Genomic DNA, 16625 nt, shown 5'->3' with positions numbered 1-16625 from the left:
AAACCACCCTTTGTCGCGCCCATTGTCACCCGGTTGCGGTATCAAGTATTTGCTGAGCGTGTCGGGCGCGGTCCAGTGATCCAGATGGCGTAACGCTAGAGGCGGTTTTCCGCACACGAAAGCGCAACTACGGTGCCTCGCCATGACCCCCGTCCCGACTGATGTGATGCCCCGTTCCCTCACGGCGCTTCCCCCGGCGCAGTTGGAGAAGCTCGGCGAGATCGACATCCCCGAGGCAGAGGACTTCGTCCGGCAACACCACGCCGAACACCCCGAACTCGGTCCTGTCGAGGCCAGGCTCGCCGAAGTGCACGCGGAGATCGCGGCCACCGGCACCTACCGGCACACGACCGCCGAACTGACCTTCGGCGCCCGCGTGGCCTGGCGCAACAGCTCCCGCTGCATCGGCCGCCTGTACTGGCGCAGCTTGAAAGTGCGCGACCTGCGCGAGACGTCCACACCCGCTGACGTGGCCGCGGAGTGCGTCGAACACCTCCGCGTGGCCACCAACAAGGGCAAGATCCGGCCCGTCATCACGATCTTCGCCCCGGCCGAGCCCGGCATGGCGGCGCCGCAGATCGTCAACGAGCAGATCGTCCGCTACGCCGCCTACCGAGGCTCGGACGGCGGCGTGCTCGGGGACGCGCGGAACCTGGCGCTGACCGAGCTCGCGGTGAAGCGCGGCTGGCAACCGCCGGCCAGCCGCAGCCCGTTCGACGTGCTGCCGCTCATGGTGTCCTGCAAGGGCCACGAACCCGCGCTCGTCGAGATCCCTGCCGACGCGGTGCTCGAGGTTCCGCTGTCCCACCCGGAGTTCGAGTGGCTGGGCACACTCGGCGTGAAGTGGCACGCCGTTCCCGCCATCAGCAACATGCGGCTGCGCATCGGCGGCATCGACTACCCGTCGGCGCCGTTCAACGGCTGGTACATGGGCACCGAGATCGGCGCGCGCAACCTCGCCGACCACGACCGCTACGACCTGCTGCCGTACCTCGCCAAGCGAATGGGCCTGGACATGTCGTCGGAGGCGACGTTGTGGCGTGACCGAGCTCTGATCGAGCTCAACCGCGCCGTCCTGCACTCGTTCGCGGAGGCCGAGGTCACGATCACCGATCACCACACCGAATCGCAGCGTTTCCTGACGCACCTGGAGAAGGAGGAACAGGCCGGCCGGTCGTGCCCCGCTGACTGGTCGTGGATCGTGCCACCCGTGTCGGGCGGGCTCACGCCGGTGTACCACCGCTACTACGAGACCAAGGAGCTGTTGCCGAACTTCTTCCCCGCCGCTGCTCCCGGAAAGTGCCCTGTGTCGCACTGATCTGGCGTCCCACCGATCTGTCGGCACACTGATCGGGTGCAGCTGACACGGAGCCTGAACCTGACCGATGCCGTGTTCGTCGGGCTCGGCTCGATGATCGGCGCGGGCGTGTTCGCGGTGTTCGCCCCGGCCGCGGCGGCGGCCGGGGCCGCGCTGCTCGTCAGCCTCGTCATCGCGGGCGTGATCGCGTGCTGCAACGCGTTGTCGAGCGCCTGGCTGGCGGCGAAGTACCCGCAGTCCGGCGGCACGTACGTCTACGGGCGCGAACGGCTCGGCCGGATCTGGGGCGACCTGGCCGGCTGGGCGTTCGTGCTGGGCAAGACGGCGTCGTGCGCGGCCATGGCGTTGACAGTCGGCACCTACGCGGGTGCGCCGAAACTCGTCGCGGTGGCGGCGATCGTCGCGTTGACCGTGCTCAACCTGACCGGCGTGCAGAAGTCCGCGCTGGCCACCAGGCTCATCGTGATCGCGGTCCTCCTCGTGCTGGCTGCCACCGCGGTCACCTCGCACACCGCGGCTCAGCCCGCCGAGTTCAAGGCCGCGGGCATCCTTCCTGCTGCCGCGCTCCTTTTCTTCGCGTTCGCCGGCTACGCGCGCATCGCCACGCTCGGCGAGGAGGTCAAGGAGCCTCAGCGAACGATTCCGCGTGCCGTGATCATCTCCTTGGCGATCACGTTGGTCGTGTACGCGATCGTGGCCGTGACGGCGCTGAACGCGTTGGGCAGCGATCTGGCGGTGAAGACACTCGCCGACGTGTCGCCGACCCTCGCACCGGTCATCCGGGCCGCCGCCGTGCTGGCCGCGCTCGGGTCGTTGCTCTCGCTGCAACTGGGGGTGAGCCGGACCGCGCTGGCGATGGCCCGCGACCGCAGGCTGCCGGGCTTGCTGGCCGACCTGCGCGTCGCCGAGATCGCGACCGGCGCGGTGGCGATCGGGCTGGTGCTCGCCGTCGACGTGACCCGCGCGATCGTGTTCAGCTCGTTCTGCGTGCTGCTCTACTACGCGATCGCCAACGCCAGCGCGTGGACGCTCGGTAAGCGGCTCGTGCCCGCGATTGGGCTGGTGGGGTGCCTGACACTCGCCGGTGCGGTTCTCTGGCAACTTTGAATGCTCCCCGCCCCTGCACGGGCTATGTGGGGATTTTCGGCTCAGGCTGCCTGCTCGTCCGGCGGACGAGCAGGTCTTGTGCCGTCAGCGCCGACCGGGTTCAAACCTGCCCGGACCAACATCACCGCCGCGGAGTTCTTGTCCCTGGAGGACACGGCTCCACACGACATGCAGGTGTAGATGCGTTCGGACAGCGGCAAGGCGTGCTTGGCTCTCGCACCGCATGCCGCGCAGTCCATCGTGGTGTGTTTGGGGTCCACCAGCCGCAAGTCACGGCCGTGTTTGCGGGCCATCGCAATCAGCCCACGCTTGGTGGCACCGATCGCGGAATCCGCGGCTTTGCGCGCCATCGTGGATCTGGCCAGGAACTTCGGCCGGAAGTCCTCCACAGCAAGCGCGTCATGGTCGCGAACAACCCGCTTGGCCCATTTGCGACCGGTGTCCTCCCGTCGCCGGGCGATCTTCTTCTGGATCTTCGCCGCCTGCCGCTTCGCGTGCCGGTAGCCCTTCGAACCGGGCCGGCCCTTAGCCGGGCGGCGACGGGCCATCATCCGCTGATACCGTGCCAGGCCCTTCGCGGCGTTCCTGCCGTGCTCAGGATGCGGCAAGTCGTACGCATCGCTGGTAGTGGTGGCGAGTTCCTTCACACCCCAGTCGACACCGATCACCCGGCCGGTCGCAGGCAAGGCCTGGACTTGCGTCTGGACGACGAAGGAGCAGTACCAATGGCCGAGGCTGTCGCGGTACACGCGAACCGACGACGGCACGCCAGGCAACTCCCGCGACCACACCGGCCGCACCGCGATCCCGCCCGCCAGGCGCAGCATGCCGTCGCGCAACTGGAACCCGCGCTGGGTGTAGTTGAGTGTCGGCTCGGCCAGCAACTTCTTCTTGAACCGCGGCATCCCGGCACGCAGCCACTGCGGCACCCGTTCCCGCACATCCTTGAGCGCCTTGGCACGCGACGCGCCGAAATCCCGGATGACCTGCTGCTGTGCCACCGACGACCCAGCACGCAACCACCCATGCCCGGCACGCCAGCCCGTCAGAAGTTTGTCCAACTGCGCCGGGCCGCACGTGCGCGGGTCGCCGGGAATCTCGCGGTTGTGCCGATGGGTCTCACGCGACTGCGCGACGCACTGGTTCCACACCCACCGGCAGCGATCCCACTCCACCAGCAACACGCGGCGAGCGGACGACGACAGGCGCAGCCGGAAGGTATACCGGGCCACGCTCGCCGCATCCGCCACGCAGGCGACCTTACCGAACAGATGTTCGCCTCCGTCGGGTGGTCGCGAACATCGCACCACCGGCCAGCTGAACGCCGGGGCATCTTTCGGAGGACATGATGATATGGCCCAGGTCACCTTTGATCGCGTAACGTGCGTACGGTGAAAGTGGGAGCACCCGCAGAGTCGCGGCCCGCCGAGCGTCGCGTCGCCTGTGTACCTGAGACGGTGTCGTCGTTGGTCGACGCCGGACTGACCGTGCACGTCCAGGAAGGCGCCGGCCGTCACGCCCACGCCCTCGACGCCGCCTACCGCGCGGCCGGAGCGACCGTGACGCCGGAGGACCCGACGTCGGAGTCCGATGTCGTCGTGTCCGTGCAGCCGTTGACCCTCGACCAGGCCGGGTTGCTCAAACCCGGCGCCATCACCATCAGCTTCCTGCAGCCCGCGAACGACCGCGAGCTGCTGGAGGTCTACCGCGACCGCCGCGTCACGTCGTTCAGCTTCGACCTGCTGCCACGCGTGACACGTGCCCAGAGCGCGGACGCCCTGTCGTCGCAGGCCCTCGTGGCCGGCTACCGGGCCGTCCTGGTCGCCGCAGAACGACTACCGCGCTTCCTGCCCATGTTCACCACGGCCGCGGGCACCGTGCCCCCGGCCAAGGTGCTCGTGCTGGGCGCCGGTGTCGCCGGCCTCCAGGCGATCGCCACCGCGCGTCGTCTCGGCGCCGTCGTCGAGGCGTACGACGTGCGCAAGGCCGCCGGCGAGGAGGTCCGCAGCCTCGGCGCGAAGTTCCTCGAACTGGACCTGGAAACGCAGTCCGGCGTCTACGCGTCCGTGCAGTCCGAGGAGTTCCTGGAACGCCAGCGAGAACTCATCGGCGAGCACGTCGCCCAGTCCGACGTCGTGATCACCACGGCCGCGATCCCCGGCCGCAAGGCCCCGGTGCTCGTCACGACCGACATGCTCAAGGCGATGGCGCCCGGCAGCGTCGTGGTCGACCTGGCCGCGGAATCCGGCGGCAACTACGCGGGATCCGTTGCCGGGCAGGAAACCTGGGTCGGCGAGGTGCTGGTGCACGGCGCGCTGAACCTGCCGTCGTCGATGCCGGTGCACGCGAGCCGCCTGTACTCGCGCAACGTGCTCAACCTGCTCAAGCTGATGATCGCGGACGGGTCGGTGAGACCGAACCTCGACGACGAGGTGCTCAACGGCTGCTGCGTGACCCACGACGGTCAGATCCGCAAGGAGTTGCCGTGATCGACCTGCTGACGATCTTCGTGCTGGCCGTGTTCGTGGGCTTCGAGGTGGTCTCGAAGGTGTCCACGATCCTGCACACGCCGCTGATGTCCGGTGCGAACGCCATCCACGGCGTGATCCTCGTCGGCGCGATCCTGATCACCGGGTCCGCCGAGAGCACCCTGGAGCTGGTTCTCGGGGTGCTCGCGGTGTTCCTGGCCACGGTCAACGTCGTCGGCGGCTTCGTGGTGACCGACCGGATGCTGGAGATGTTCAAGAAATGATCGTCCAGCTGATGTACCTCGTCGCCGCGCTGTGCTTCATCCTGGCGCTGAAGGGCTTGAGTTCGCCCAAATACGCGCGCTACGGCAACTTCATCGGCGCGTTCGGCATGCTGGTCGCCGTCATCACCGCGTACGTGCACGGCGTCGTCCACAACGGACTGTGGATCCTGATCGCCGTCGCACTCGGTGTGGTGGTGGGCATTCCGGCCGCGCGGTCGGTGAAGATGACCGCGATCCCGCAGATGGTGGCGCTGTTCAACGGTGTCGGTGGCGCCGCTGCGGCCCTGGTGGCGTTGGCGGAGTTCTTCTCGGTGCCGGACACCACGGTGATGTTCCGGCTCGCGACCGTGCTGACGGTGCTGATCGGTTCGGTCAGCTTCTCCGGTTCGGTGGTCACGTTCCTGAAGCTGCAGGAGCTGATGACGACGCGGCCGGTGTTGTTGCCGGCCGGGCAGCAGCTCGCGATCGCCGCCGGTGTGTCGTCGGTTGCCTTGTGCGCCTTGACGATGGCGGTGCCGAACGGGTTCCTGCTGTGGTTGCTGGTGGCGGTCGGGCTCTCGCTGGGCGTGTTGTTCGTGCTGCCGGTCGGTGGTGCGGACGTGCCGATCGCGATCTCATTGCTGAACGCGTTCACGGGTCTTGCGGTCGCCGCGTCCGGTTACGTGCTGGCGAACACGCTGCTGATCGTCGCGGGCACGCTCGTCGGCGCGTCCGGCACGATCCTGACCCGGTTGATGGCGCAGGCGATGGGGCGTTCGCTGGCGAACATCCTGTTCGGGGCGTTCAAGGCCGCGCCTGTAGTCGCGCACGGGGAAGAGCAGCGGACGGTCAAGTCGGGCACGGTCGAGGACGTCGCGATCCTGTTGGGGTACGCGAACAACGTCGTTGTCGTGCTTGGATACGGGTTGGCGGTCGCGCAGGCTCAGCACGCCGTGCGCGAGCTCGTGACGCAGCTCGAAAAGCGCGGAGTCTCGGTGGCGTACGGGATTCACCCCGTCGCGGGCCGGATGCCGGGGCACATGAACGTGTTGCTCGCGGAGGCGGACGTGCCGTACGAGCAGCTCAAGGAGCTCGACGACGTCAACCCCGGCATCACGTCGGTCGACGTCGCCGTGGTGGTCGGGGCGAACGACGTGGTGAACCCCGGCGCGCGGGACGAGCCGTCCAGCCCGATCTACGGCATGCCGATCTTCGACGTCGACCGCGCGAAGTCCGTGGTGTTCATGAAGCGGTCGATGCGGCCCGGGTTCGCCGGTGTGGACAACGAGTTGCTGTACAACCCGAAGACGACGCTGCTGTTCGGTGACGCGAAGGACTCGCTCACGAAGCTTCTGTCGGCGGTGAAGCAGCTGTAGCCAGCAGCTCCGTCACCTCGGTCGCGGTCAGCGCCGGCAGCAGGCCGATCACGCCGTCCGCGCCGAGGGAGCGCCACTGGTCGGCGTCTTCGAGGGTGTGCACCTCGTCGACGCCGAACCGCACGCCGAAGCTGTGCACGGTCGTGATCAGGTCGCGCATCGCTTGGCGCATCGGGGAATCCGGGTGCGGCGCGGGTGCGCGGGTGATCACCGAGCGGACCGGCACCTCGGTCAGCACGGTCAGTTCGTCGTGCCCGCCGTGGAACCCGTCCAGCGCCGTCACGACGCCGTTGTCGTGCAGCACCACCACGTTGTCGTCACCGGCCAGCACCGACGAGATGTCGAGCGCGATCCGCAGCCGGCCGGGCGGCAGGCCCGTTTCGTCCAGTGCTCGTTTGACGTCCCCGACCAGGTCTTCGTCGCGGGACTGCAACGCCCCCAACGCCACGTGCAAGGTCGGTGCCCTGTCACCGAACTCGGCCACCCATCGCGCGGCCTGGGCGCACGCCTCGCGCAGCAGCCACTTGCCGATGGGGAGCGACAGGCCCGTCGAGTCGGCCAGCGCCATGGTGTCGTTGTGGCTCAGGTCGTCCCAGTGCAGCCTGGCGACGGCGCCGAGCACCTCGCGGGTCTCGAGGTCGTGCACCGGCGCGTAGACGATCTCGATCTCGCCGTGCTCCCAGGCGCCCGGCATCGACGCGGCCAGTGCGTATCTGCCGCGGCGGCGGGCGTCGTCGTGCTGGTCGTGCAACGCCCACTGCCGTTTGCCACGTGCTTTCGCCTGGCGCAGCGCGGCGTTGGCGCACCGCATGAGTTCGCCCGCGGTCGTGAACGCCGGCGGCCGGTCCACCACGCCGATGCTCACCGACAGCGCGATGCCGTGATCGTCCACAAAGGTCGGTTCGCCGAGCGCTTCCTGGATGTCGTCGATGGTCGCGGTGACGTTGTCCGCGGTCGTCAGGAGCGCGAACTCGTCGCCGCCGATTCTGGCGACGATCGCCTTCTTCTCACTGGCGAGCTTGCCGAGGCGGGCCGCGACGATCTTGAGCAGCTTGTCGCCGGTCTCGTGGCCCAGGCCGTTGTTGACGACCGAGAACGCGTCCAGACCCAGGTGGTACAACGTGATCGGGGCGCTGTCGAGCCGTCGCTCCACCTGGCTCGTGAAGTGCTGGCGGTTCGAGAGTCCGGTCAGCGAGTCGTGCAGCAGCTGGTGGTCGAGGCTGCGCTGCAACAGGTGCAGCTCGCTGATGTCCTCGACCATCGTCACGTGGTGCGTCGGCAGGCCGTCCGCGTCGCGCAGCAACGACACCGCGAGGTGCACCCACACCGGCTCGCCGTCCGCGCGGATCAGCTTGCGCTGGTCGCGGAACCTCTCGAGCCGTCCCTCCTGCACCTTCCGGTACGAGGCACCCAGGGCGGCCACGTCCTCCGGGTGGTAGAAGTCGGTCAGGTTCTTCTCGCTCAGGTCGGCACCCGACGCCAGCCCGACGATCTCGGCGAGCGCGTCGTTCGCCTGCACGCACCTGCCGGTGAAGTCGGTGATCGCGATGCCCAGCGCGGCGGAGTCGAAGACCTCCTGGAAGCGCGCCTGGCTGACCTTCAGCGTGCGCTCGACCCGCTGCTTGGCCCGCACGATCGCGACCTTGATCTCCTCCTGCTGGTCGAACGCGTCCATCCGCATGGCCTGTGCGTACGCGGAGCTCAACCTCGCGAGCACGGGTAGCTCGAACGTGGGCGAAAGAACGTCGATCGTGGCACGCAACGAGTCCGGCCCGGTTGCGTGCAGTGACACCAATCGATAGGCGACCGATTCAGGTTCCGTCGGCAACTCGGCCAGCGAGTCGAGCAGCGCCTGCTCGATTTCGGCGTGGGACAGCGGGATGTACGCGGTCGCGGTCAGCGCGTGCATCCAGCGGCGGGCGAGTTCCGAGAGTTCCATGCTGTGACAGAGCGTACGGACTTACCGCGACCGGGCCAACATGAGCAAATTGAGCTAGTTCTTCCGGCCCACAGCCGCGTAGATGCCCGCCTTGTCCGGATCGTCGGTGTTCGTGCCCTCCGGCCGCCACAGCGGCAGCGGCACGATGCCGGGCTCGACGAGCTCGAACCCGTCGAAGAGCCCCTCGATCTCCGTCCTGGTGCGCGGGAACATCGGGTTCTGGCTCTTCTTCATGACCTCGACGACGCCGGCCATCTCCTCGGGCTGCAGGTCCTGGGTGAACTGCGAGAACGCCAGGTAGCTGCCCGCGGGCACGGCATCGCGGTAGGCGGCCACGACCGAGCGCGGATCGGCCTCCGGTGGCACGAAGTGGAAGACCCCCGCCGTCAGCACGCCGACGGGTTGCGTGAAGTCGATGAGCCCGCTTTCATCCGCGGCTTTCAGCACGTCCGCCGGGCGGGTCATGTCCTCCTGGATGATCGTCGCCCGCGGGTCGTCCTCCAGGATGAGCCGGCTGTGCGCGACCGCGACCTCCTCGAAGTCCACGTACACGACGTGGGTCTCGGGGTCTGCCTTCCGCGCGATCTCGTGCACGTTGCCGACCGTAGGGATGCCGGAGCCGAGGTCGAGGAACTGGCGGATCCCGTTGTCCATCATGAACAGCACGGACCTGCGCAGGAACGCCCTGTTCAACCGCGCGATCGTGCGGGCGTTCGGCTGGGCCTGCAGGAACTTCTCCGCCAGCATCCGGTCGGCCGCGAAGTTGTGCCCGCCGCCGAGCAGGTAGTCGTACAGTCTGGCAGCGCTCGGCTTCCCGGTGTCGAGACCATCCGGAACCCAGCTCACCCGTTCGGACATGGCCTCAGGCTACTGAGTCGCCACACGAGTGCGGCAGGGGTGGCGCCCTTTTGGACTAGCAAAGGCTCCTGCTATCACTGGAACGTGTGAATCAGCGCGGTGGCGACCGCGACACCCAGTGCCGTGCCAAGTCCTCGCGCGACGTTGACCAGCCCGCTCCCGACCCCCGCCGACGCCTCCGGCAGCGCGCTCATCACCCGTTTCGTGCAGGCCGGCGCGATGATGCCGAGCCCGATGCCCGCCGCCGCGAGCTGAAGCACTTGCGGCACAGGCAGGAGCACCGCGGTGGCCGTGATCAACGCGCCGGTGGTGATGCCCGGTTTGTGCAGTGTCGTTGCCGCTACGGCGAACCCGAGCGGCAGCACGGCGATCGTGAGTCCTATGTGCGCCAACGGTTGCTTCATGGTGAACGGAAGCAACGTCATCGGCGCGAACAGCGCGGCGTAGGTGAGCAGCACACCGGCCAGTCCGGGCAGGACCTGCCAGCTCGGCCTGGTCCGTTCGGGCTTGGTCTTCGTGCGGGGGAGCAGGTAGTGGCCGGCGATCATGGCGACGACCCCGATCGGGACGTTGATCGCGAACACGGCCTGCCAGCCGTAGTGCTCGGTGAGATACCCGCCGAGCAGTGGTCCGGCCGCCAGCCCGGTCGCCTGCGCGGCGGCCTGGATGCCGAGCGCTTTCCGCCGTTGCTCGGGCACCACCGCGGTGGTCACCAGCGCAACACTGTTGGCCTGCAACATCGCCGCACCCACCGCCTGTGCCATGCGGGCGGCGATGAGGGCGTCGAAGTTCGGCGCGTACACGCACGCGACCGACGCACCGGTGAAGAGCGCGAAGCCGTAGATGTAGACGATCTTGCGCCCGACCCGGTCCGCGATCCTGCCCATTGGGACGAGCAACGCCACGAGCGTGATCAGGTAGCTGAGCGAGATCCACTCGGGATCGCTGCCGAAGTGAGCGCTCATCGCCGGGAACGCCAGCGTGACGATCGAGGCGTCCAACTGCCCCATGAACGCGCCGAAGCACACGGTCGCGATGACCAGCCACGGCGCATACGACCGGCGTGCGATCCACGCCGGTCTGGGTGACTCCGTGACGAACCAGTTCATCGTACCCAGATTATATCTGACACAGAGCTATTGTCGTGAGTTCAGTAGGATTTCCGCATGTCAGACGAAGCCCGCACGCTCACCGACGTCGTCACTCGCCTGCGCCGGGCGCTGCGGACGAGCATCCGTGCGGACTGGCCCTGGGAATCCCTGCCGATGGCGCAGGTAGAGCTGTTGCAGACCCTCGCGGAACGCCCGCCGATGAAGGTCGGCGACCTCGCCGCGATCTTGAAGCTGGCCCCCAACACGGTGTCCGGGCTGGTGTCCCAACTGATCGATTCGGGCCTCGTCGTGCGCGGCGGAGACCCCAAGGACAGACGGGTAGCGCGACTGTCCGTCTCACCCCGTGGACACGAACAGCTGCTCGTCTGGCAGCGCGAGCACGAGAAGCGGATCGGCGCCGCGTTGGGCAAGCTGGAGGCCTCCGAACGGGAGGACGTCGTGCGCGCCCTGAAGGCTCTGGACCACCTGGTCGAGCACCTTGCCGAACCCACCTGACCCGATCGACCCGGACGTCGACCTGCACGTCCCCGCCCAACGCCAGGAGCTGCACCTGCCGTTCGTCGCGCTGGTGTCGCTGGGCGGCGGGCTGGGCGGCGTGGCGCGCTACGGCCTGTCGTCCTTCGTGCCGGGCGCGTGGGGGCTGTTCGTCATCAACGTGCTGGGGTCGTTCTTCATCGGCGTGCTGATGGGCGTGGTGCCCCGGCCGTTGGTGCGGGCCTTCTTCGGGGTCGGCCTGCTGGGCGGGTTCACGACGTTCTCGTCGTACGCCTTGTCCTGGTCGGTGTTCCTGTGGCTGACGCCGGTTTGTGCTGTGCTGGCAGCGTTTCTCGGGTTGCGGGTGACCCGGTGACCGTTCTGGCGGTGTTTCTCGGGGCTGCGCTCGGGGCTCCTTGCCGGTACCTGTTGGACCGGTTCGTGCAGTCGCGGCACTCGTCGGACTTCCCTTGGGGCACTTTGACGGTCAACGTCGTCGGGTGCTTTCTCATCGGGTTTTTCGTTGGGACGTCTTGGATGCCGCTGCTCGGGGTGGGGTTCTGCGGCGGGCTCACGACGTACTCGACGTTCAGCTACGAGACGGTGAAGCTGCTGGAGGCGGAGAAGTACGGTGCAGCCCTGCTCAACGTGGTGGTCAGCGTGGTTCTTGGCATCGGCGCGGCCGCAGCGGGTTTGACCCTGTCACATTGATCTGACCCTCCATCCACGCGGTCAGGTAGGGCCGCACCAGCTCCGGGAGTTGGGGGAGCAGGCTGAGGTCGACGCGCCGGCAGTACCGCGCCCAGACCAGGTCCGCCTGAACCGGCAGCATCGTCGCCACTCCGTCGAAGCCGTAGTCCGCGCAATGTTCCAGGTACGGCAAGCACAGAAGTGCCGTGAGGGCGTCGTGTCCCACCCCTTCCACCGCGGGAACCGGCTGCCCGTACGCCTGTTTGAGGTTCAGCCACGTCGTCCACGGCACAGCTGAGCGAATGATGAGTTCCGCGAGCGCGTTTCGCGGGGATTGGTCCGGTTGCTCAACGCTCGACAACCTCACGGCTGCGGCGTAGTAGTGCGTGTGGTGAAACTGATGCGAGTGGAAGAGGACATTGGGGCCAAACGAGGCCACGAGCTCATGCACATCGATGAGATTGCCGTCGACGAGATAAGGCGCTGCCCACCACCTGCCTCGCAGATCCGTTCGATCCTGCCCCGGGAATTCGTGGCGAAGGTACTGCCGGACCAGGTCGGAGATGTCGGCCTGGTTCCCGGCCAGCTCTTCCTCGATGGTCTTCTCGATTATCGGCCTGTTGGCGGGTGAGGACCGTCGCGCGCAGCTGACGAGAACGTCGTCGGCCGAAATGACAACACCGGGATCGTAGCCCGTGCGGTTCTCGATCGAGATCGAGAGCGATCTGTTCACCGCCGCGCGGGTTATGGCACGGATGGTCCGCCGGCTCGGTTGGACGTAACCCAGCGCACGAGCGGCGAACCGCAAGCCGTCGTTCTCGACCGCGGTCATGAGAAGTTCGTCGACGCCGTCCGCCGTCCCGTCGTGGTAGAGCTGCAGTGCGATCTGCCCGACCACGTCCCACACGCCGGCCTCGACGCGCGGCCCCATCACCGCCCACAGCTGGCGCGCGCCACCGCTGCGGTTGTTGCGGACGAGGCGCCGGGCCGCGAAGTACTCGAGGAACGTCCGGTGGGTGAAGCCGAACCGGCGCTCCACACTGGTCGCACCGACGTCGTTGAGCACCCATGCGCGTCCTGTGCAGAAACGCAGGAAGGCCTCGGCGAGAACTGACGCTTCCACCGGGTCTTCCAGCTTCGGTTCGAGGTAGGCGCTCAACAGCCGGACGATCTGGCTCTCTTCGAGTGCCTCGCCCGAGTTCGGCGCGGTGAACATGTTCCATGCCAGGTGTTCGACCGCTTCGCGCAGATGTCCGCGAAACTCCAGCGGCAGCGGGATCTCCCGGCCCTTGTCCCACTGCTCGAACAACATCAGCGCACACCGTTCGTACACTTTGGACAGCTCGTTCGGCAGATAGCGGTCCGATGAGTACAACGTGCACAGCAGCGCCAGCAACAGCGGGTTGCTGCGCAGCTCGGCGATGTCCTCGCTCTCCTTCATGAACGACTTGGGCAGCTGTTCCCGGACAGCCGGTTTGGCGCTCAGGTCCAGCGCGAACCAGTTCTTGACGTACTGGAGAACCTGTTCCTCGTCGAACTCGTTGACATACGCGATCGGGAACAGCTTCTCGTTGAGCGCCGCGTCGGTGTACCCGATCTTGCGAGCTGTCACCACGACGGGCACCAACGGGTAGGCGTGCGCGAATCCGGTCACCATCTTGACGACTCGGCTCCGCAGCTCGGTCTGGACGAGCTCGTCGAGTCCGTCGAACACGACGACAGCGCGGCCGTTGCGCAGCAGGTACTGCAGCGCCGCGGGCGGGGGCGTGCAGTGATACGGCGCGACGCAGAGCGTTTCGAGCAGCTTCGGGACGTCGGTGCCCGGCACGCGCAGCAGGTCGTTGAACTCCCTCAGCACCACCAGGAACGGCACCCGTCCGGAGTCCTCCACCGCGACGTCGTACGTCAGCTTCTCGGCCAGGGTCGACTTGCCCGCGCCGGGGTCGCCGAGCACGACCGCCCGGCTGCCGGGAGCGCCGAACGGGATGGGAGCCGCCGTGTGGTCGAGGTGCGGCTGAACGTAAAGCTCGTTGTACGGCACTGTTTTCGTGGTGCCGATGTGCGGGAGGCGCATCTCGCCGTGCAGTTTGCGGACCTGGTGGCGCATCTCGGTGGCGAACGCGTTGATCTCCGTGAGCGACTGGAGTTCCGCGAGCAGCCGGCCGTTCGCGGCGGCGCAGGCTTTGTGATCGTGCGGGGTCACGGCGTAGTGGGTGTCGGCGAACCGGAGAGCGGACCTCGACCAGCCGTCCTGCAACGCCATCAGCAACACTGTCTTGGTGCGGGCCAGCACGTGCGGGGCGATGCCCGCGAGCCGCAGTCCGTGGTGCAGCTGGTCGTCGATGCTGCTGTCGGCCTTGTCGGTCAGCACCATCTGCGCGGCGAGGGTGGCGAAGTCTGGAGACCGCAGGTAGTCCCGCAGCTTGGTCGCGTCCTCGCCGATCTGCAGCAACAGCCGCTCAGCTCCGTACGACTCCGTGTGCGGCACCACCGAGGGAGAGTCGTCGATCCCCGGTGTCAGTTTGCCGTTGACCTCGGCGATGACGCGGAGAACATCGGACTCGATCGGCATCAGGCTTTCTCCTGCCACGAGAAGACGTTGAAGCGGTTGCTCGTCCATGCCCGGAGCAGGTCGTCGCTGCCGGTGGCCTCCGCACGCCTGCGGGCGTCGAGCAGGGCGACGTGCACCTGCGTGGGTTCGAAGGGCAGTGGATGCCCGTGCTCGACGTGCATTTCCAGATAGGGCAACGACAACCCGGGCCCGAGCCTGGTGGCGGGCAGCGGGTGCCGGGCTCGTTCGTAGTCGCGCAACCATCGCTCGCCTGAGATCCACGGCTTGTCGGAAGGCAGGTTCGAGGAGTCGTACATTTCCTCCATCACCAGCGAAGGGACCGATTGGCCGAGGCAGGACCAGAACTCGAAGTACGCGTGCGGCCCTCGCTCCTGTGCCATCTCCAGACGACTGGCGAGTCGGCTCAGGCGTTCGAGCCTCGCCAGCGCGGCGCGATCCGGCCACGGCAGGCTCAGGACGCCTCGGACGAGCTGTGCGGCCCGCAACTGGCCGCTGGGCAGCTGCTCCATGAACTCGGTCAGGGCGTTGAGCACGATCGGGACGTTCCCCGCCAGGCTGTCGCGCAGGCAGATCAGCAGTGGCTCGTCGTTGGCCGGCAGTTCTCCGGTGGGGAAGAAGGAGACCCGCTCGTCCGGATCCACTGCCAGTGCACGACCTGCGCACAGGTGCGTGATCGTTTCGGTCAAGGCCGGCCGGAGATGTGCGTGGCTGAGTGCCTTCGCGGCGAACATGTCCGCGTAGTCGCGGTTGGCCAGCTGCAGCAGGGAGTCGATGCCGTTCGCGAAGCTGCGGTCGAACAGCTGCAGCGCGATCTGCGGCATGGCTCCCCAGCCGTCGACGTTCGGCCGCAACGCGGCCCAGATCTCAGCAGCGGAGTCGTGCGTGCGCAGGACGTGGCTCGCGGCCAGGAGCTCGAGGAACGCCCGATGGGTGAACCCGAGCAACGGTTCGGTGTCCGTGGATCCGAAATCGGTCATGAGCCACGCGCGCCCGGTGCAGTGGTCCAGCAGCGCCGTCGTGGCCATGACCAGCTCGTCGTGGTCGTCGGACGACATGGCTGCGTGGTCGGTCAGGAAGGCCGTGATCCTGGTGTGCGACAGCAGACTGCCGGACACCGGCGCCGAGAGCATCTGCCAGGCGAGGTCCGCCAGCACCCTGCGGACCCGTCTGTCGAACTTGAACGGCGTGGCGATCCCGCGCAGGGCGTCCCAGCGTTCGAACAGCAGCACCGCACACCGCTCGTAAACCAGCGCGAGGTTGCGGGCCAGGTAGCGGTCGCTGGAGCTCATCGCGCACAACAGTGACAACAGCAAAGGGTTTGAGCGCAGTTCGGGGACGTGCCGGCTGTCTTCCAGGAAAGAGCTCGTGAGCCTGAACTGCTCGGAACGCGGGTTGGACTCGTCCAGCGCATACCAACGCTGGGCATAGGCCTTGACCTGGTGTTCGGTGAAGGCGGGCAGTGTCACCTGCCGGAACGTCTCGGCGTTGAGAGGGCTCTCCTGATACCCGTGCCCGCGTGTCGTGACGACGATCGGCACCAGCGGATGCTGACGTGCGAAGGACTCCAGCTGCATCACGACGCGACGCCGCAACGTCAGGTCCGTCAGCTCGTCCAGGCCGTCCAGCACGACCACCGCCCGGTTGGTGGCCAGCAGGTAGTCGACGGCGTCAGGCGGTGGGTCGACGTCGTACGGCGCTCGGCACATCGATTCCAGGCAGTGCGGGATACCGCTGTAGTCCGCCAGCGGCTTCTGGAAGTCTCGGAGCACGATCAGGAACGGCACTCTGCCGGACGCCTCGGATGCGACGTCGTGGGCGAGCTTGGCCGCGAAGGTCGACTTGCCGGAGCCCGGATCGCCGAGGATCACCGTGCGACCGCGGGGAGTGCCGAGCTCAGACGAGTCGATTTCCGGCTCTACGTACAGCAAGTCGCAGGGGACAGCCCGCCCGACGTCCGCGTGCGGCAGCCTGATCTCGCTGTGCAGAGCGACGATCTGCCGGCGCAGGCGGGTGGTGAAGTGGTGAATCTCGGCCAGGGACGTCAGGCGCTGGAGCACGAGGCCGGCTCTGTTGGCCGCGGCCAGCAGGAATCCGAGGTCGGCTGAGAAGTCGACGGGGTCGGTGTACGTGATCAGCCGTCGGTGGATGGTGTCGGCCACGGAGACGTCCGGGACTCCGGCCAGCCGAAGGCCTTCGCGGAGGTGCGTTCGCGCCGCCTCGTGCAGGACCGGGTGGGTCCGGGCCTGGAAGACCACCGCGGCGAAGTCGGGTGTCGCCAGGTAGTCCAGCGCCGCGGTGCCGAGGTCGTCCGCCAGTTGGCCGGTCAGTTCCGCGACGATCCGCGACACGGCGGAATCGGTGCTCGGCACGAAGCCCCCTCCGCGTCGGATGCCAGGCTCAAGAACTGTCGGTGCCGGAGCCGGAATCGTTTCGCGGAGGGGGATGGAG

General features: G+C 67.5%; 14 protein-coding genes. 8 read left to right on the top strand and 6 right to left on the bottom strand.

Features of this window, described 5'->3' with window-relative positions; all coding sequences use genetic code 11:
• Positions 1-142 precede the first annotated feature (142 nt).
• Together SK803_RS32675 and SK803_RS32670 are read left to right on the top strand one after the other, a co-directional pair.
• Positions 143-1318 carry a nitric oxide synthase oxygenase gene (locus tag SK803_RS32675; RefSeq protein WP_406601618.1) on the top strand — a complete coding sequence of 392 codons (1176 nt, stop codon included), beginning with the start codon at positions 143-145 and terminating at the stop codon, positions 1316-1318.
• Between the two features lie 42 nt (positions 1319-1360).
• Entirely contained in the window at positions 1361-2425 is a 1065-nt protein-coding gene (locus tag SK803_RS32670; protein WP_319970127.1) for an APC family permease, read from the top strand.
• A gap of 41 nt (positions 2426-2466) precedes the next feature.
• Here the strand turns inward: SK803_RS32670 and SK803_RS32665 are convergent, their stop codons facing one another.
• Complete coding sequence (locus SK803_RS32665; protein ID WP_319970007.1) at positions 2467-3792, bottom strand: RNA-guided endonuclease InsQ/TnpB family protein; 1326 nt, start codon at positions 3790-3792, stop codon at positions 2467-2469.
• Positions 3793-3816: 24 nt separating this feature from the next.
• Between SK803_RS32665 and SK803_RS32660 the strand changes: the two genes are divergently transcribed.
• From SK803_RS32660 to SK803_RS32650, 3 genes are read left to right on the top strand one after another with little or no spacing between them, the layout of a single operon-like run.
• Positions 3817-4914, top strand: a complete 1098-nt coding sequence (locus SK803_RS32660; RefSeq protein ID WP_319970006.1) for a Re/Si-specific NAD(P)(+) transhydrogenase subunit alpha — start codon at positions 3817-3819, stop codon at positions 4912-4914.
• Positions 4911-5177, top strand: a complete 267-nt coding sequence (locus SK803_RS32655; protein WP_319970005.1) for an NAD(P) transhydrogenase subunit alpha — start codon at positions 4911-4913, stop codon at positions 5175-5177. Before SK803_RS32660 ends, SK803_RS32655 begins: the two co-directional genes overlap by 4 nt.
• Positions 5174-6532, top strand: coding sequence for an NAD(P)(+) transhydrogenase (Re/Si-specific) subunit beta (locus SK803_RS32650; protein WP_319970004.1), 1359 nt, complete (start codon positions 5174-5176; stop codon positions 6530-6532). The genes SK803_RS32655 and SK803_RS32650 overlap by 4 nt, the downstream gene beginning before the upstream one ends.
• Here the strand turns inward: SK803_RS32650 and SK803_RS32645 are convergent.
• From SK803_RS32645 to SK803_RS32635, 3 genes are all read right to left on the bottom strand, one after another.
• Complete coding sequence (locus SK803_RS32645) at positions 6498-8471, bottom strand: putative bifunctional diguanylate cyclase/phosphodiesterase (protein ID WP_319970003.1); 1974 nt, start codon at positions 8469-8471, stop codon at positions 6498-6500. The genes SK803_RS32650 and SK803_RS32645 overlap by 35 nt on opposite strands.
• A gap of 54 nt (positions 8472-8525) precedes the next feature.
• Positions 8526-9329 carry an SAM-dependent methyltransferase gene (locus SK803_RS32640; RefSeq protein ID WP_319970002.1) on the bottom strand — a complete coding sequence of 268 codons (804 nt, stop codon included), beginning with the start codon at positions 9327-9329 and terminating at the stop codon, positions 8526-8528.
• A 74-nt stretch (positions 9330-9403) separates the two neighbouring features.
• Entirely contained in the window at positions 9404-10438 is a 1035-nt protein-coding gene (locus SK803_RS32635; RefSeq protein WP_319970001.1) for an MFS transporter, read from the bottom strand.
• Between the two features lie 57 nt (positions 10439-10495).
• Between SK803_RS32635 and SK803_RS32630 the strand changes: the two genes are divergently transcribed.
• The 3 genes from SK803_RS32630 to crcB are packed head-to-tail and all read left to right on the top strand — an operon-like array spanning position 10496 to position 11626.
• Entirely contained in the window at positions 10496-10936 is a 441-nt protein-coding gene (locus tag SK803_RS32630; RefSeq protein ID WP_166050476.1) for a MarR family winged helix-turn-helix transcriptional regulator, read from the top strand.
• Complete coding sequence (locus SK803_RS32625) at positions 10920-11291, top strand: fluoride efflux transporter FluC (protein ID WP_319970000.1); 372 nt, start codon at positions 10920-10922, stop codon at positions 11289-11291. Before SK803_RS32630 ends, SK803_RS32625 begins: the two co-directional genes overlap by 17 nt.
• Positions 11288-11626 carry a fluoride efflux transporter CrcB gene (gene crcB / locus SK803_RS32620; RefSeq protein ID WP_319969999.1) on the top strand — a complete coding sequence of 113 codons (339 nt, stop codon included), beginning with the start codon at positions 11288-11290 and terminating at the stop codon, positions 11624-11626. Before SK803_RS32625 ends, crcB begins: the two co-directional genes overlap by 4 nt.
• On the opposite strand, the gene SK803_RS32615 is transcribed toward crcB, so the two are convergent.
• Positions 11571-14177, bottom strand: coding sequence for an NACHT domain-containing protein (locus SK803_RS32615; protein WP_319969998.1), 2607 nt, complete (start codon positions 14175-14177; stop codon positions 11571-11573). The two genes, crcB and SK803_RS32615, sit on opposite strands and share 56 nt — an antisense overlap.
• Positions 14177-16546: an NACHT domain-containing protein gene (locus SK803_RS32610; protein WP_319969997.1), complete on the bottom strand. Its 2370-nt coding sequence runs from the start codon at positions 16544-16546 to the stop codon at positions 14177-14179. The genes SK803_RS32615 and SK803_RS32610 overlap by 1 nt, the downstream gene beginning before the upstream one ends.
• Between the last annotated feature and the right edge of the window lie 79 nt (positions 16547-16625).

The organism is Lentzea miocenica, assembly GCF_033949945.1.
Taxonomy (GTDB): Bacteria; Actinomycetota; Actinomycetes; order Mycobacteriales; family Pseudonocardiaceae; genus Lentzea; species Lentzea miocenica.
Note: the sequence above shows the minus strand (reverse complement) of the source record. Positions and strands in the feature narration are given on the sequence as shown.

Excerpts from the sequence above, each read along its gene's own strand:
- SK803_RS32675 (WP_406601618.1), top strand. The coding sequence starts at position 143 with ATGACCCCCGTCCCGACTGATGTGATGCCCCGTTCCCTCACGGCGCTT.
- SK803_RS32650 (WP_319970004.1), top strand. The coding sequence starts at position 5,174 with ATGATCGTCCAGCTGATGTACCTCGTCGCCGCGCTGTGCTTCATCCTG.
- SK803_RS32645 (WP_319970003.1), bottom strand. The coding sequence starts at position 8,471 with ATGGAACTCTCGGAACTCGCCCGCCGCTGGATGCACGCGCTGACCGCG.
- SK803_RS32640 (WP_319970002.1), bottom strand. The coding sequence starts at position 9,329 with ATGTCCGAACGGGTGAGCTGGGTTCCGGATGGTCTCGACACCGGGAAG.
- SK803_RS32635 (WP_319970001.1), bottom strand. The coding sequence starts at position 10,438 with ATGAACTGGTTCGTCACGGAGTCACCCAGACCGGCGTGGATCGCACGC.
- SK803_RS32630 (WP_166050476.1), top strand. The coding sequence starts at position 10,496 with ATGTCAGACGAAGCCCGCACGCTCACCGACGTCGTCACTCGCCTGCGC.
- SK803_RS32615 (WP_319969998.1), bottom strand. The coding sequence starts at position 14,177 with ATGCCGATCGAGTCCGATGTTCTCCGCGTCATCGCCGAGGTCAACGGC.